The organism is Cupriavidus sp. F041, assembly GCF_057814235.1.
This window is the reverse complement of sequence record NZ_JBVASY010000001.1, coordinates 630,723-644,970: the sequence shown is the minus strand read 5'-3', so window position 1 is coordinate 644,970 and position 14,248 is coordinate 630,723. Positions and strand designations below refer to the sequence as shown.

The following is a 14,248-nucleotide window of genomic DNA, read 5'->3' as shown; positions in this document are numbered from 1 at the left end:
GGTTTACACCAGTTTCGTGCGTTCATCGTTCGCCCGCGCACGACTAACGTGGCGGGCCGGGGCTGTTGCCATTGTTGGCGGCGGGGGCGGCGGATACGCTTCGGCTGCCGCCGCGCCCACCCGGTCCGGCGCGCGCGGGTCTTGCGGCCGGGCTAGAGCGAAGCCGGGGCCCTTGCTATGATGAATGACGCCACACCCGCAGCCACCACGGATTACAGAAAGGAGCACAGACATGAGCCGGTCGGCAGACGCTTTTTCCCCGCGCGGCGACGATTTCCAGCCTTGGGAGAATCCGCTGGGCATCGTGGGTTATGAGTTCATCGAATTCGCGTCTCCCGACCCCGGGGCGCTCGGGCGCACCTTCGAGCGGTTCGGCTTCCATGCCATTGCCCAGCACCGGCACAAGAACGTGAAGCTGTTCCGGCAAGGCGAGATGAACTTCATCGTCGACGCGGAGCCGGATTCCTTCGCTACCCGCTATGCGTCCGAATACGGCCTGTCGATCTGTGCGGTCGGCATTCGCGTGAACGATGCGGCAACGGCCTTCGCGCGCGCGATCGATGCGGGCGCATGGCCGTTCGAGGGCGGGACGGTGGGGCCCATGGAACTGAACATCCCCGCTATCCAGGGCATCGGACAGTCGATCATCTACTTCATCGACCGCTGGCGCGGCAAGGAAGGCCGGCCCGGCGATGTCGGCGACATCTCCATCTACGACGTCGATTTCCGCTCACTGTCCCATGCGGCCGCGGACGCCGCCGCGTCTACCACCGCAGCCGGCCTGACCCGCGTGGACCATCTGACGCAGGCGGTCGATCCGGGCCACCTGGACGAGTGGCTCGATTTCTACCGCAAGGTGCTCGGGTTTCGCGAGATCCACGAAGTCAACGCCGGCTGGCATGTCGCCAGCGATTCACGCGTACTGCTCTCGCCCTGTGGCCTGATCCGCATCCCGATCTACGAGAAGGGCACGCAGCGCCACGATCAGATGGAACACTACCTGTCCGGCCATCACGGCGAGGGCATCCAGCATATTGCGCTGGCGACCGATGACCTGGTGGCCAGCGCGGCCGCGCTGGAACGCAACGGCGTGTGTTTCGTCGAGCCGCCCCCGGCCTATTACGAAACCGTGGACGCGCGCGTGCCCGGCCACGGGCTGGATCTGGCCGCGTTGCGGCGCTACGGCATCCTGGTGGATGGCGCGCAGCGCGACGACGGGACGCGCGAGCGCTTCCTGCAAGCCTTCGCCCGGCGCGAGGCCGGCGAATTCTTCTTCGAGATCGTCCAGCGCGACGGCTACCACGGTTTCGGCGAGGGCAACCTGCCGGCGTTGGAAGCGGCCATGGCCAGCGCGCCCAGGTCGCCGGCGTGACGGCCATGGCGACCTGACCGGCCTGCGGATGGCCGCGCAGTGCCAGCGGCCACGCCAGGCCGTCGACGGCGATGCGCGCACTGGCTTGACGGCAGGGACCTGCTCGCGGATAGTGCGGTTCCCGGCATCCCGTGCTCAGCGCGGCGCCGGTGTCGTCCCAGCTCTCTCCTCCCTTGTTTCAGGCCGTGCAGCCGCGGCCCTCGCGTTCGCCGTCACATGAATCTTCGCCCTCCCGCTGTCTTTCCGGCATGCCCAACCCTTGCCCGGCTGATGCTGGCGCCGGCCCTGGCACTTTGCCTCGGCTTGCCCGCGTGCTCCCGGCATGACACCCCGCCCGCAGCGGCCGGCGCCTCGTCCGCCGAGGCCAGGCCGGCCTCCGCGGCCGTCGCGCAGGCCGACAGCCTCAAGCGCGAGGCCCTGATCCGGCTCGCCTTTCCCGGCTGGCGCGACGACGACAAGGGCCGCGTGGTGCGCGCCCGGTTGCCGGACCAGGAGTACAAGGGCAAGGGCGAGGCGCCGCTGGTGGATGACACCATCGACGTCAAGCCGATCCAGGTAATCCGGCTGGACGACACCCACGCCGTGATGCTGACCGAAGGCGTGACCGTGGATGAAGGCGGCACGCGCAACGACAGCCACGGCGCGGGCGCCTGGCTGGGCGCGTATTTTTTCACGCGCAACGGTGAAGCCTGGCAACTGGAGCGGCGCGTCGACGGCTATGACTACACCGGCGTGGAAGGCTCGCTGGGACAGTCATCCGTCACGAAGATCTCAGCCACGGATTTCGCGCTGACCCAGACCTGGGGCAGTTGCTGGCAGGGCTATTGCGGCAGCTGGGCCTCCGTCTATCGCCTGGCGCCGGGGCAGATATCGACCTTGCTGGGCAGCGTGGCAATGAGCGCGGAAAACAGCGGTGCGCTTGAACCTTGCGCGGACGCGCTCGCCGGCAAGCCGCTCGCGCCCGCCGAACGCGGCACGGACAGCCAGGACGATGGCGAGCAGGTCTGCTACGAGGTGGAGGGCAAGCCGGCCTTCGCGCTCGGCACGGATGCGCCGGGGGAGCTCACGCTGACGTTCCAGGGCGAGGAGGTCAAGGTGCCCGGCGGCGCGGCCAAGCCCCGGCGCCGCTCGCTGGACGCGGTGGTGCGCTATCGCTTCCAGGACGGCAGGTACCTGGTGAGCCAGGGCCAGAACCCGGTTCCCTCTTTCTGAGCATCCCAAGCCGGTGCGCACCGGTGCTTGCGGGCGGGGCGCGGAAGGCGTAGCTTGTCGGCTTGCCGCCGCCGCGACGGCAAGACTCCCACGGTCCTGACCGCGCGCCGCCCGGTGCCGCCACTTCCCGAGCCGCGCCTGCACGCTTGCCGGCGCTCCGGAGTGCCCGTCCCACGCACTCAGAGAATCGCGCACCCATGACCGACATCCATCACGCCGCCGCCCAGGGTTTTTCCAGCCAGGCCGATACCTACGCCCGCGGCCGCCCCGACTATCCGCCGGCGCTTGGCGCCTGGCTGGAACAGGAACTTGGCCTGCGGGCCGGCAAGACCGTGCTGGACCTGGGCGCGGGCACTGGCAAGTTCAGCCGCCTGCTGCTGGCTACCGGCGCCACTGTGATCGCGGTCGAGCCGGTTGCGGCCATGCGTGCCCGGCTCAGCGCCGCGCTGCCCTCGGTGCAGGCGCTAGAGGGCACCGCCGAGGCCATCCCTCTGCCCGGCGCCAGCGTCGATGCGGTGGTCTGCGCGCAAGCGTTCCACTGGTTCGCCAACAGCGCCGCCATGGCCGAGATCGGCCGTGTGCTGCGCCCGGGCGGCAAGCTCGGCCTGGTCTGGAACGTACGCGACGAATCGGTCGACTGGGTGGCGCGGCTCACCGCCATCATGACGCCGTTCGAGGGCGATGCGCCGCGCTTCTACAAAGGCGACTGGAAGGCGGTCTTTCCGGCGGCCGGCTTTGGCGAACTGTCCCTGTCCGCCTTCCCCTACGAGCATGCCGGTCCCGCGCAGCAGGTGGTCGTGGACCGCGTGATGTCGGTCAGTTTCATTGCCTCGCTGCCGCCGGCGCAGCAGGATGCGGTGCGCGCACGGCTGCAGGCCGTGATCGACGGCAGCCCGGCGCTGGCCGGCAAGCCGAGCGTGGCGTTTCCCTACCGGACCGAGGCGTATAGCTGCCAGCGGCTGGGGTAGCAGGCGCGGGCCGGTCGCGGGCCAGGGGTAGCTTATGGGTTGGCCGCCCCTGGCGCCGGGGCCGGTGCGGTCATGCTGTAGTCGGCCGGCGCGTCGGCCGGGCGCGGCGTGTCGCCCGCACGTTCGATCCAGCCGCCGCCGAGGAACTGGTAGAGATCGACCAGGTTCGTCAACCGCTGCAGCCGCGCGTTGATCAGCAGCAACTGCGCGCTGTAGAGGTCGTTTTGCGCGGTCAGCACGCTCAGGTAGCTGTCCACCCCGTTGCGATAGCGCAGGTCCGACAGCACCAGCCGGCGCTCCTGCGAGCCGGTGAAGCGTTCCAGTGACTTGATCTGGTTGTCGAAGGTGCCGCGCGCGGCCAGGCCATCGGACACTTCGCGAAAGGCGGTCTGGATGGCTTTCTCGTAGCTGGCGATCTCGATGCGTTTCTGTACCTGCGCCAGGTCCAGGGCCGCCACGTTCTGGCCGCCCTGAAAGATCGGCAGGGTAATCTGCGGCGCGAACGACCACGCACCGGAACCGGGCTTGAACAAGCCCCCGAGCGTCGGCGAGAGCGTGCCCGCATTGCCCGTGAGCGTCACGCGCGGGAAAAACGCCGCGCGCGCCGCGCCGATGTTCGCGTTGGCGGCCAGCAGCAATTGCTCCGCGGCGGCAATGTCGGGGCGCCGCGTCAGCAGGTCGGACGGCAGGCCCGCCGGGATATCGGCGAGCAGGGCCTGGCTGTTGAGCGGCAGGCCCGGCGGCAGGTCCTCCGGCAATGGCTCTCCCACTAGCAGCACCAGCCCGTTCTCCGCCTGCGCGCGCAGCCGGGCTTCCGTTTCCAGGTTGGCGCGCGCCTGCTCGACGACGCCTTCGGACTGCCGCAGGTCAAGCTCCGAGCCGGTCCCTACATCAAACTTCAGGCTGGTGATGCGCAACGACTCCTCGGCCGTCACCAGCGTGGCGCGCGTGACGGCGAGCGCATCGTCGAAGGCGAGCATGGCGAGATACTGGTTCGCCACCGAAGACAGCAGGGCAAGCTCCGCCGCCTTGCGGCTTTCCGCCAGCGACAGGTACTGCGCGAGCGCCTGGTCCGAAAGGCTGCGGATACGGCCGAAAAAGTCGATTTCCCACGACGCGTTTAGGCCGACCGAATATTGGGCCACAATGGTCCTGCCCGCGGCCGTCAGGTTCGCCGGCGTGCGCGCCCGGGTTTCCGAGGCCACCGCGTTGACCGAGGGGAACAACGCAGCGCGCGTGATCTGGTACTGTGCCCGCGCCGCTTCTATGTTCAGTACCGACACGCGCAGGTCGCGGTTGTTCTTCAGCGCCAGCTCGAGCAGGCGCTGAAGACGCGGATCGGCAAAGAAATCCCGCCAGCCGATATCGGTTGCCGGCGCCGCCGCCGCGCCGCTCCCTGTGTCGCTCGCGGCGGGCTGCTGGCCGTAGGCGCCGCCGGTGGGGAAGGCCGGGGCAACGGGGGCAGCCGGGCGCTCGTAGTGTGGCTGGAGCGTGCAGCCGGCGGCCAGTATGGCCACGGCGGTCGTGATCGAGGCGAATCTGGGCATCTCAGTGTCCTTCCCTGTGCATGCCGGCGTCGCCGTTGCTGTCCGGCTGGTCAGGCTGGCCGGACGACGGCGATGGCGGGGGAGGTGTCCCCGGCGTTGCCTTGGTCTTGCTGAACTTGCCGATCACGACGAAGAACATCGGGATCATGAAGATGGCCAGGAAGGTCGCCGTTAGCATCCCGCCGATCACGCCGGTGCCGATCGCATGCTGGCTGCCCGAGCCCGCGCCGTTGCTGAGCGCAAGCGGCAACACGCCAAGGATGAAGGCGAGCGATGTCATCAGGATCGGGCGCAGGCGCAGGCGGGACGCCTCCACCGCCGCATTGATGGTGCTCATGCCCTGGTCGCGCAGGTCGCGGGCGAATTCCACGATCAGGATGGCGTTCTTGGCCGACAGGCCCACCGTGGTCAGCAGGCCGACCTGGAAGAACACATCGTTCTCGAGCCCGCGCAGGGTGGCGGCCAACAGCGCGCCCAGGACGCCGAGCGGCACGACCATGATCACAGAGAACGGGATCGACCAGCTTTCATACAGCGCGGCCAGGCACAGGAACACGAACAGAATCGAAATGCCATAGAGGATCGGCGCCTGTGAACCGGACTGGCGCTCCTGGTACGACAGGCCAGTCCATTCGTAACCGATGCCGGGCGGCAGTTTGGCGGCGATGGCTTCCACGGCGTTCATCGCCTGGCCGGTGGATTTGCCGGAAGCGGCCGCACCCTGGATCTCGATCGCCGGAATGCCGTTGAAGCGTTCCAGCTTGGGAGAGCCATAGATCCAGGCCCCCGAACCGAAGGCCCCGAACGGCACCATCCCGCCGGACGCGTTGCGCACGTACCAGCTGTTCAGGTCCTCGGGATTCATGCGGAACCTTGGCTCCCCCTGCACGTAGACCTTCTTGATCCGGTTGTCGGTATCGAGGAAGTTGTTGATGTACAGCGAAGCCCATGCCGACGAGAAAGTCTGGTCGATGTCCGCGGCGCTGACACCGAGCGCATTGGCTTTTTCGCGGTCGATGTTGACCTTGAACTGTGGTGTGTCGTTCAGGCCGTTCGGGCGAACCTGCGCGAGCATCGGGTCCTGCGCCGCCATGCCGAGCAGCATACCGCGCGCCTGCATCAGTTTTTCGTGGCCCAGGCCGGCACGATCCTGCAACTCGAAGTCGAAACCCGCGGCCGTGCCGAGCTCCGGGATCGACGGTGGATTCAACGGGAACACGTTGGCGTCCTTGTACCCGGCGAAATGTCCGAAGATCCGCTTGACCAGGGCGGGGGCTTTGAGGTTCGCGGACTGGCGCTGCGTGTAGTCCTTCAGCCGCACGAACACCAGGCCGGAGTTCTGCCCCCGGCCGGCGAAGCTGAAGCCGTTCACCGTCAGCACTGCCTCGACCGCGTCTTTCTCGCTGGTAAGCAGGTACTGCTGCACATCCAGCAGCACCTTGGCGGTGCGCTCCTGCGTGGATCCCACCGGCGCCTGCACCAGCACGAACATCGTGCCCTGGTCCTCCTCCGGCAGGAACGCCTTGGGCAGCCGCACGAACAGGAAGCCCACTATCAGGATCACCATCAGGTAGATGATCAGCCAGCGGCCGGAGCGCCGGATCACGAGCACCACGCCGCCACGGTATTTTTGCTGGCTCTTCGCGAACGTACGGTTGAACCAGCCGAAGAAGCCGGTCTTTTCATCGTGATGGCCCTTCGGGATCGGCTCGAGCATGCTCGCGCACAGCGCCGGCGTCAGGATCAGCGCGACCATCACGGACAGCACCATGGCGGAGACGATGGTCAGCGAGAACTGCCGGTAGATCGCGCCCACCGAGCCGCCGGAGAAGGCCACCGGCACGAACACCGCGGACAGCACCAGGGCCACGCCGACCAGCGCGCCGGTGATCTGCTCCATGGCCTTGCGCGTCGCGTCGCGCGGCGACAGGCCTTCCTCGGCCATGATCCGCTCGACGTTCTCGACCACCACGATCGCATCGTCCACCAGCAGGCCGATGGCCAGCACCATGCCGAACATCGACAGCGTGTTGATTGAAAACCCCACCACCGACATCACCGCGAACGTCCCCAGCAGCACCACCGGCACCGCGATCGTCGGGATCAGCGTGGCGCGCAGGTTCTGCAGGAACAGGTACATGACCAGGAACACCAGCACGATGCCCTCGATCAGGGTCTTGATCACTTCCTCGATCGACTGCGTAATGAACGGCGTGATGTCGTACGGATACTCCACCACCACGCCCTGCGGCGCGTACCGCAGCAGCTCGGTCATCTTGGCGCGTACCGCGTTTGCCGTGCTGATTGCGTTGGCGCCGGTGGCGAGCTGGATACCGAAGGCCGCGGTCGGCTGGCCGTTGTACTTGGTGTCGAAGTTGAAGTTCTCGCCGCCAAGATCGATCCGCGCCACATCCTTCAGGCGCACCTGCGAGCCGTCGGTATTCACTTTCAGCAGGATATTGCCGAACTGCGCAGGGGTTTGCAGCAGCGTGGCTTCCGTGATGGTGGCCTGCAGCATCTGGCCAGGCACCGACGGCGTGCCGCCCAGGCTGCCGCCGGCTACCTGCACGTTCTGTGCCGCGACCGCGTTCCTGACATCGATCGGTGTCAGGCTGTAGTTGTTCAGCTTGGTAGCGTCCAGCCAGATGCGCATCGCGTATTGCGTGCCGAACAGCGTCACCGTACCGACGCCGTCGATCCGGCTGACCGGGTCCAGCACCTTCGAAGCCACGTAGTTGGCGAGGTCGTAGCGTCCCATGCTGCCGTCCCTGGACACAAAGGCGAGGATCAGCAAGAAGCTGCTGCTCGATTTCGTGACCTTGGTGCCCAGCTGCTGCACGGCTTGCGGCAACAGCGGCGTCGCGAGTTGCAGCTTGTTCTGTACCTGGACCTGCGCAATGTCCGGATTGGTGCCGGCCGCGAAAGTCAGCGTGATGGTGGCCGTGCCGGAGTCGTCGCTGGTGGAGGACAGGTAGAGCAGGTGATCGAGGCCGCTCATCTGCTGCTCGATCACCTGCGTGACGGTATCTTCGACGGTTTTCGCGGAAGCGCCGGGATAGGTGGCGCTGATCTGGACGGCAGGCGGGGCAATCGTCGGGTATTGGGCAATCGGCAGCGTGACGGTGGCGGCCAGGCCTGCCAGCATCAGGATGATGGCGATCACCCACGCAAAGATCGGCCGGTCAATAAAGAAATTTGCCATGAAGGCGGCTCCCTTTTATCGCGCGGCCGGGGCGGAAGACGGGGATGACGCCGTCGATGGCGCCGCTGTAGCGGATCCCGCGGGTGCGCTCGCGGGTGGCATTGCCTGCGCGGCGGAGGCCGGCTGCGCCGGCACCTGGGCCTCGACTGGCTTGACCGTCATGCCGGGTTTTGCCTTTTCCACGCCGTTCACGATCACGCGATCGCCCGGCTGCAGGCCGCTGTCCACCACCCAGGCATTGCCGAACGTGCCCGAAGTGGCGATCTGGCGTTGCGCCACCTTGTTGTCCTGGCCGACGACGAGCACTATCGCCTGTCCCTTCTGGTCATGCGTGACACCGATCTGGGGCACGACGACGGCCTTGTCGTTTATGCCCTCGTCGATGCGTGCGCGCACGAACATGCCCGGCAGCAGCACCCGGTCCTGGTTCGGAAAGATCGCGCGCACCGTGACGGAGCCCGTGCCCTGGTCGACGCTCACGTCGGTGAACTGGATCTGGCCTGTCTGCGGGTAGGTGCGGCCGTCTTCGAGCAGCAGTGTGACCTTGGCGGCGTTGGCGCCGCTGGTCTGCAGCCGGCCTTCCTGGATCTGGCGGCGCAGCCGCAGGCCGTCCACGCTCGATTGCGTCAGGTTGACGTAGATCGGGTCCATTTGCTGCACGGTGGTCAGCAGGGTGGCCTGGCTGGTCTGCACGTAAGCGCCCGGCGTGACCTGCGACACGCCGCTGCGCCCGGTGATCGGCGAGGTGACATCGGTGTAGCCCAGGTTGATCTGCGCCGTTTCCACGCCCGCCTTGCCCGCTGCCGCGTCGGCCACCGCCTGGCCCAGTGCGGCAACGGCGTTGTCGTAGTCCTGCTTGCTCACGGCGTTTGCCCCCACCAGTATCTTGTAGCGCTGGACCAGCGCTTGCTGCGTGCCGACGTTGGCCTGCGCCTTCGCCAGCGCTGCCTTGGCATTGTTGAGCGCGGCAATGTAGGGCATCGGGTCGATCTTGTATAGGCGCTGTCCGGCCTTGACGTCGGAGCCTTCGGTAAATTCCCGGCGCTGCACGATGCCATCGACCCGCGCGCGCACCTGCGCTACCAGGAACGCGCTGGTGCGGCCGGGCAATTCGGTCGTGACAGGCACGGAGGCCGGCTTGACGGTGACGACGCCGACTTCAAGCGGCGGGGGCGGCGGCGCAGCTGGCTTCTGTCCGCACGCAGCAAGCACTAAGGCAATCGTCACCGCACTGATATGGCGAAATGGAACCCGCTCGATGCGCATGAAAGAACCTCGGAATCGGTAGTAGGGGACTGGAGACACGAATACATGCATGCGCCGGATGCCCGCCGGACCGGGCCGGCAGCGCGGCTTGACGGCACGGTGACGGATGCGGCGCGGCGGGGCGCTGGCCGGCGCCGGGGAAGCAACGCGGCAGCCATTCCGGCTTTGCGCGGCGCAAGGCCATCGTTGAAGGTTCGGCTATCGGTCGTGGCCGCGATCAGGACGGCGGCGATGGCCGGAGGCCTCGCACGGCGCGCGGGAAAGGCCGTGAGAGCTTTGATGCCTGACCTGGCCATGGGAAATGGCAGGGCGAACGAGGTGGAGGAAGGTGATTTCCGCAAACTGAATGCGAGCCTGTGTCAGTGCACTCAATCCAACCATTGCTCGATCACATCATCGTGACGTCATGCCGTCATGCCGTCATGCCGTGAAGCGCTGTGACAATTTATTCACCGTCACAGCAGGGCAGGATGGGGCGGAACGGCGGGGCGAAATGGCGCATCACATCACTCTAGATCACTTGCATGACAATGCAAGGAACGTCGCGACGTATCGCGGGCCGCACGAGCCTGGTGCGGAAGTCGGCGATACGCCGCGATTGCGGCGGCGGACAGCGACGCACCCCCCTGTGGTGGAATAAAACCGGGGCGCCATGCGTTTACCTGTTGGGCAGGACCGGCGGCGGCATGCGCGCAGCCGGACGTGGCGCATGCGGCATCGGCCGATGCCGCCGCCGCGTGGCCTGCCGCCAAGGAGACCAACATGAAAGCGCTCCGACTGGTTTCAGCATTGCTGCTGGCGTTGATGGCGGTGGCGGCCTGCTCTTCGGATGGCGGCGGGTCCGGCCAGTCATCGGCCTCGCGCGACGGCAGCCGTAGCACGAGCGGCACCGGCGGCATGGGCGGCGGCGGGTACTGAGATCCGCGCGGATGCATCGGGATGCGTGCCCCATGTCTTGTCAGCTGTGAGCTTTGGCGATGACATAGCGGTCTGGCTTCCGCAACTGCGGCGCTATGCGCGCGCCCTCACCGGCGACGCCGCGTGGGCGGACGACCTGGTGCAGGACACAGCGGAGCGCGCGATCGCCCAGGGCAGCCGCCTGCGCGCGGGCAGCAACGTCAGGGCCTGGATGCTGACCGTGCTGCGCCACCTCTATATCGATCAGTTGCGCCACCGCCGCGAAGTGGCCGTGGACGAGGCCGACCCGCTGTGGCAGCGGCAGGAGGCCCCGGCAGGCGAAATCGACGGGCTCTTGCTGCGCGATGTGCAACGCGCGCTGTACCGGCTGCCGGCAGAGCAGCGTGAAGTGCTGCTGCTGATCGTGCTGGAGGGCTTGAGCTACCAGGAGGCCGCCGCGGTATTGCAGGTGCCGCCTGGCACCGTGATGTCGCGCCTGTCGCGGGCGCGGGAGCACTTGCGCGCATGGCTTGGCGATGGCACCGGCGGCGCAGGTGGAAACAGCGAGCGGCACGTGCCGCTCAGGGTGGTGAGAAATACGCCATGAACGACGATCGGGAAACTGGCTCCGGCCAACCCGCACCGGATATCGAGGCGATAGCGCGCTTGTGCGCGCTGGTGGACGGCGAACTGCCGGAGTCCGAAGCGGCGGCCGCCCGCGCGGCGCTGGCGCATGACGCGCAGGCGTCAATGCTGGCGGAGCACTATCGCCAGCAGAATGCCGCGCTCAAGGCCTTGTTTCCGCTGCCAGCCGACCTGCGTTATGTGCTGGTCAGGGCGCGGCCGCGCTGGTGGCGCCGTGCCCTTGCCGCGATGGGCTGGGCGCTGGCCGGACTGGCACTGGCCCTTGGCGTGGCCTGGCTTCCCGGTGCGAGCGCCGATCCCCGCGAGTTCGCGCGCCACGCCGATGCCGCCTACGCGGTGTTCGCGCCCGAGCAGCGCCATCCGGTCGAGGTGGCGGCTGCCGACCAGCCACACTTGCAGACCTGGCTGTCGCGCCGGCTCGCGCGCACGCTGACCATCCCGTCGCTGGACGAATACGGATTCGCGCTGCTGGGTGGCCGGCTGCTTGTGGGCGACGCCGGCCCGGCTGCGCAACTGATGTACCAGAACGCGGCCGGCGAGCGGCTCACGCTGTACATCACGCCGGCCGCGCCGGCTTCGGCCTCGCTCGGCCTGCTGCGCCAGGCGGACCGCCGCACCTATTACTGGGTCAGCGGCGGGGCCGGCTATGCGCTGTCAGGCCAACTGGGCGAAGCTCGCCTGCGCGCCATCGCCGGCGATGTCTGCGCCAGCCTGGGAGGGCATCCGGAGGCGTGGCGATAGCGATCCGCGGCGCGCTTTGACGACGCAGGCAGCGTGGCATGAACAGGGGAATAAACGGGGGCGCCAATCCGTTTACGTAGTGCAGGCGCGGCCGGCGCGTGCGCCAGCCGCGCCAGCGGGTCCTGCAGGCAAACCGATGTGCCGCGGGATGTGTCTTGGGCATTGCCCTGGCGCGTCGCAAACGTCGGGCGTTCGTTCCCTGGGATGACATCATGGGAAAAGCTCTGGGTGCCGTGGCGGCATTGCTTGCCGGCCTCGGCTTGAGCGTGCCGGCCGCAGCGCAGATGGCCACTGACGCATGGAACGGCTATTCCTCGCCCTGCCAGCAGATGGCGGGACAGGTGGAGATCGATGGCTACCTGCAGCAAGTGGTCGGGCTGGCCTGCCTGCAACCGGACGGTTCCTGGCAGATGGTGGAAAGCTCCGGCGGCACGATGATCTATACGCAGCCGGCTTACTACGTCGATCCGTGGTACTGGGCGCCGGTCGGTGTCGGCTTTGGCGCGAGCTTTATCTTCGTTGACCGCTTTCATCACTTTCACCACATGCACCACATGTCCTTCGCGCACGCGGGGGGCGGCTTCCATGGCGGCATGCGCGGTGGCTTTCAGGGCGGGTTCCACGGTGGATTCCAGGGTGGATTCCATGGGGGCGGCGGTGGCGGTGGCCGCCACCATTAAGGAGGGAGGCCGGCGCCGGACGTGAATGCGAAACAGGTGCTTCCGCCGGACTGTTCCGCGGCGCGGTTCGCGCGGGCCCTGGATGATTTCGCCTCGGTGCTCGGGGAGGGCGCGGTATTGTCCGCGCCCTCCGACCTCGCCGCCTATCTCGATCCCTACTCGCCACTGCCCGATGAAGGTCCGGGGGCCTTCGCCCCCTCCGCCGTGCTGCTGCCGGCCAGCGTTGCCCAAGTGCAGGACGCGCTGCGCGTGGCAAGCGCCGCGGGCCTTGCGCTCTGGCCGGTTTCCATTGGCCGCAACCTGGGCTACGGCGGCGCCGCGCCGCGGCAGCGCGGCACGCTGGTGCTCGACCTGCGGCGCATGAACCGCATTCTCGAAGTGAACCCAGCGCTGGCCTATGCGCTGGTGGAGCCGGGCGTCAGCTATTTCGATCTCCACGCGCATTTGCGCCGCGAAGGCATTGCGCTGTGGATCGATCCGCCGGCGGTCGGCTGGGGCAGCGTGATCGGCAATACGCTGGAGCGCGGGTTTGGCGTCACGCCCTATGGCGATCACGCCGCCATGCAGTGCGGCATGGAAGTGGTGCTGGCCAGCGGGGAGATCGTGCGCACCGGCATGGGTGCGCTGTCCGGCGGCATGGCCTGGCAATTGCAGCGGGACGGCTATGGCCCTGGCATCGATGGCCTGTTCATGCAGTCCAATCTCGGCATTGTCACCAAGATGGGCATCTGGCTGATGCCCGCGCCGGAGACGGTCTTGCTGTGCCAGGCCAGCTTTGCCCGCGAATCCGACCTGGAACGGGTGGTTGAGACGCTGCGCCCGCTGCGGCTGGCCGAGGTCGTGCACGGGCCGGCGGTGATCGAAAGCGCCGTGCGCTGGGCCGCCGGCGTGTCGGCGCGCAGCGACTGGTATGACGGTGCCGGCCCCATGCCGGCAACAGCGCTGCAAGCCATGATCCGCACGCTGGACATCGGCTGGTGGAACTTGCGTTTCGGCTTGTACGGACCGGCCGCGCTGGTGCAGGCGCGCTGGCGCATCGCGCGCAAGGCATTCGGCGCGATTCGCGGCGCGCGCCTGCGGGCCTGGCCGTACGACGCCGCCGGCGTGGCCAGCGCGCCGCCGGACAGCGCAGGCGCGCTGGGCCTGCTCGGCGTGCCCGGCCTGTCGGCCATGCGCATGCTGGCGTGGTGCGGCGGCGACGGCGCGCACCTCGATATCTCGCCACTGTGCCCGGCCACCGGTGCCGATGCCATGCGGCAATACCTGCTGGTGCGCGATCGCGCGGCGGTGCACGGCTTCGACTACTACGGTGGCTTCACCGCGGCGCCACGGTGCCTGCATCACATCTTCGCCGCCATCTTTGATCGTGCCGACCCGCATCAGCGCAGCCAGGCGCGCGCGCTTGCGCACCGGCTGGCGGGCGAACTGGGCGCCGCAGGCTACGGCCTGTACCGCGCCCATCTGGACCTGATGGACCGCGTGGCGGCACAGCAGGATTTCAACGGGCATGCCATGCTGCGGCTGGTCGAGCGGGTCAAGGATGCGCTCGACCCGGCGGGCACGCTGGCGCCGGGGAAGCAGGGCATCTGGCCACGCGGGCGGCGTCCCCGCGCGCAGGGCGGCGGGGGCAATTGACAAGGCTGGTACCGTTCTATACCGTGGAACCGTGTGCGGATATGCCGTTCCTTCGCCTGCCACTTCCAATCTTTCCTGTCCTG

General features: G+C 67.8%; 12 protein-coding genes. 9 read left to right on the top strand and 3 right to left on the bottom strand.

Translation table 11 applies throughout. The features are described from left to right. Positions 1-232: 232 nt before the first annotated feature. From ACZY0R_RS02910 to ACZY0R_RS02900, 3 genes are all read left to right on the top strand, one after another. Positions 233-1,372: a 4-hydroxyphenylpyruvate dioxygenase family protein gene (locus ACZY0R_RS02910; RefSeq protein WP_488857046.1), complete on the top strand. Its 1,140-nt coding sequence runs from the start codon at positions 233-235 to the stop codon at positions 1,370-1,372. Between the two features lie 216 nt (positions 1,373-1,588). Next, positions 1,589-2,584, top strand: coding sequence for a hypothetical protein (locus tag ACZY0R_RS02905; RefSeq protein WP_488857045.1), 996 nt, complete (start codon positions 1,589-1,591; stop codon positions 2,582-2,584). A gap of 197 nt (positions 2,585-2,781) precedes the next feature. Further along, entirely contained in the window at positions 2,782-3,552 is a 771-nt protein-coding gene (locus ACZY0R_RS02900) for a class I SAM-dependent methyltransferase (protein ID WP_488857044.1), read from the top strand. Between the two features lie 32 nt (positions 3,553-3,584). On the opposite strand, the gene ACZY0R_RS02895 is transcribed toward ACZY0R_RS02900, so the two are convergent. The 3 genes from ACZY0R_RS02895 to ACZY0R_RS02885 are packed head-to-tail and all read right to left on the bottom strand — an operon-like array spanning position 3,585 to position 9,567. Next, positions 3,585-5,099 carry an efflux transporter outer membrane subunit gene (locus ACZY0R_RS02895; protein WP_488857043.1) on the bottom strand — a complete coding sequence of 505 codons (1,515 nt, stop codon included), beginning with the start codon at positions 5,097-5,099 and terminating at the stop codon, positions 3,585-3,587. 1 nt (position 5,100) lies between these two features. Further along, entirely contained in the window at positions 5,101-8,301 is a 3,201-nt protein-coding gene (locus tag ACZY0R_RS02890; protein ID WP_488857042.1) for an efflux RND transporter permease subunit, read from the bottom strand. 15 nt (positions 8,302-8,316) lie between these two features. Continuing rightward, complete coding sequence (locus ACZY0R_RS02885; RefSeq protein WP_488857041.1) at positions 8,317-9,567, bottom strand: efflux RND transporter periplasmic adaptor subunit; 1,251 nt, start codon at positions 9,565-9,567, stop codon at positions 8,317-8,319. Positions 9,568-9,612: 45 nt separating this feature from the next. On the opposite strand from ACZY0R_RS02885, the gene ACZY0R_RS02880 reads away from it, so the two are divergent. The 6 genes from ACZY0R_RS02880 to ACZY0R_RS02855 all read left to right on the top strand — a co-directional run bounded on the left by ACZY0R_RS02880 (position 9,613) and on the right by ACZY0R_RS02855 (position 14,165). Next, complete coding sequence (locus ACZY0R_RS02880) at positions 9,613-9,969, top strand: hypothetical protein (RefSeq protein WP_488857040.1); 357 nt, start codon at positions 9,613-9,615, stop codon at positions 9,967-9,969. A 360-nt stretch (positions 9,970-10,329) separates the two neighbouring features. Beyond that, positions 10,330-10,485 (top strand): hypothetical protein, encoded by a 156-nt coding sequence (locus ACZY0R_RS02875; protein WP_200876776.1) that lies wholly within the window; start codon positions 10,330-10,332, stop codon positions 10,483-10,485. Positions 10,486-10,531: 46 nt separating this feature from the next. Further along, positions 10,532-11,071 carry a sigma-70 family RNA polymerase sigma factor gene (locus ACZY0R_RS02870; protein ID WP_488859484.1) on the top strand — a complete coding sequence of 180 codons (540 nt, stop codon included), beginning with the start codon at positions 10,532-10,534 and terminating at the stop codon, positions 11,069-11,071. Beyond that, on the top strand, positions 11,068-11,850 hold the full coding sequence (locus ACZY0R_RS02865) for an anti-sigma factor family protein (protein ID WP_488857039.1): 783 nt from the start codon (positions 11,068-11,070) through the stop codon (positions 11,848-11,850). The genes ACZY0R_RS02870 and ACZY0R_RS02865 overlap by 4 nt, the downstream gene beginning before the upstream one ends. A gap of 212 nt (positions 11,851-12,062) precedes the next feature. Next, a complete protein-coding gene (locus tag ACZY0R_RS02860) occupies positions 12,063-12,530 on the top strand; it encodes a hypothetical protein (protein ID WP_488857038.1) in 468 nt (155 codons plus the stop codon). 21 nt (positions 12,531-12,551) lie between these two features. Next, positions 12,552-14,165: an FAD-binding oxidoreductase gene (locus tag ACZY0R_RS02855; RefSeq protein ID WP_488857037.1), complete on the top strand. Its 1,614-nt coding sequence runs from the start codon at positions 12,552-12,554 to the stop codon at positions 14,163-14,165. Positions 14,166-14,248 lie beyond the last annotated feature (83 nt).

Bases quoted from the DNA above. Each gene is read 5' to 3' on its own strand.
- ACZY0R_RS02865 (WP_488857039.1), top strand. From the start codon at position 11,068: ATGAACGACGATCGGGAAACTGGCTCCGGCCAACCCGCACCGGATATC.
- ACZY0R_RS02890 (WP_488857042.1), bottom strand. From the start codon at position 8,301: ATGGCAAATTTCTTTATTGACCGGCCGATCTTTGCGTGGGTGATCGCC.
- ACZY0R_RS02885 (WP_488857041.1), bottom strand. From the start codon at position 9,567: ATGCGCATCGAGCGGGTTCCATTTCGCCATATCAGTGCGGTGACGATT.
- ACZY0R_RS02910 (WP_488857046.1), top strand. From the start codon at position 233: ATGAGCCGGTCGGCAGACGCTTTTTCCCCGCGCGGCGACGATTTCCAG.
- ACZY0R_RS02860 (WP_488857038.1), top strand. From the start codon at position 12,063: ATGGGAAAAGCTCTGGGTGCCGTGGCGGCATTGCTTGCCGGCCTCGGC.
- ACZY0R_RS02905 (WP_488857045.1), top strand. From the start codon at position 1,589: ATGAATCTTCGCCCTCCCGCTGTCTTTCCGGCATGCCCAACCCTTGCC.
- ACZY0R_RS02880 (WP_488857040.1), top strand. From the start codon at position 9,613: ATGCATGCGCCGGATGCCCGCCGGACCGGGCCGGCAGCGCGGCTTGAC.
- ACZY0R_RS02895 (WP_488857043.1), bottom strand. From the start codon at position 5,099: ATGCCCAGATTCGCCTCGATCACGACCGCCGTGGCCATACTGGCCGCC.
- ACZY0R_RS02875 (WP_200876776.1), top strand. From the start codon at position 10,330: ATGAAAGCGCTCCGACTGGTTTCAGCATTGCTGCTGGCGTTGATGGCG.
- ACZY0R_RS02900 (WP_488857044.1), top strand. From the start codon at position 2,782: ATGACCGACATCCATCACGCCGCCGCCCAGGGTTTTTCCAGCCAGGCC.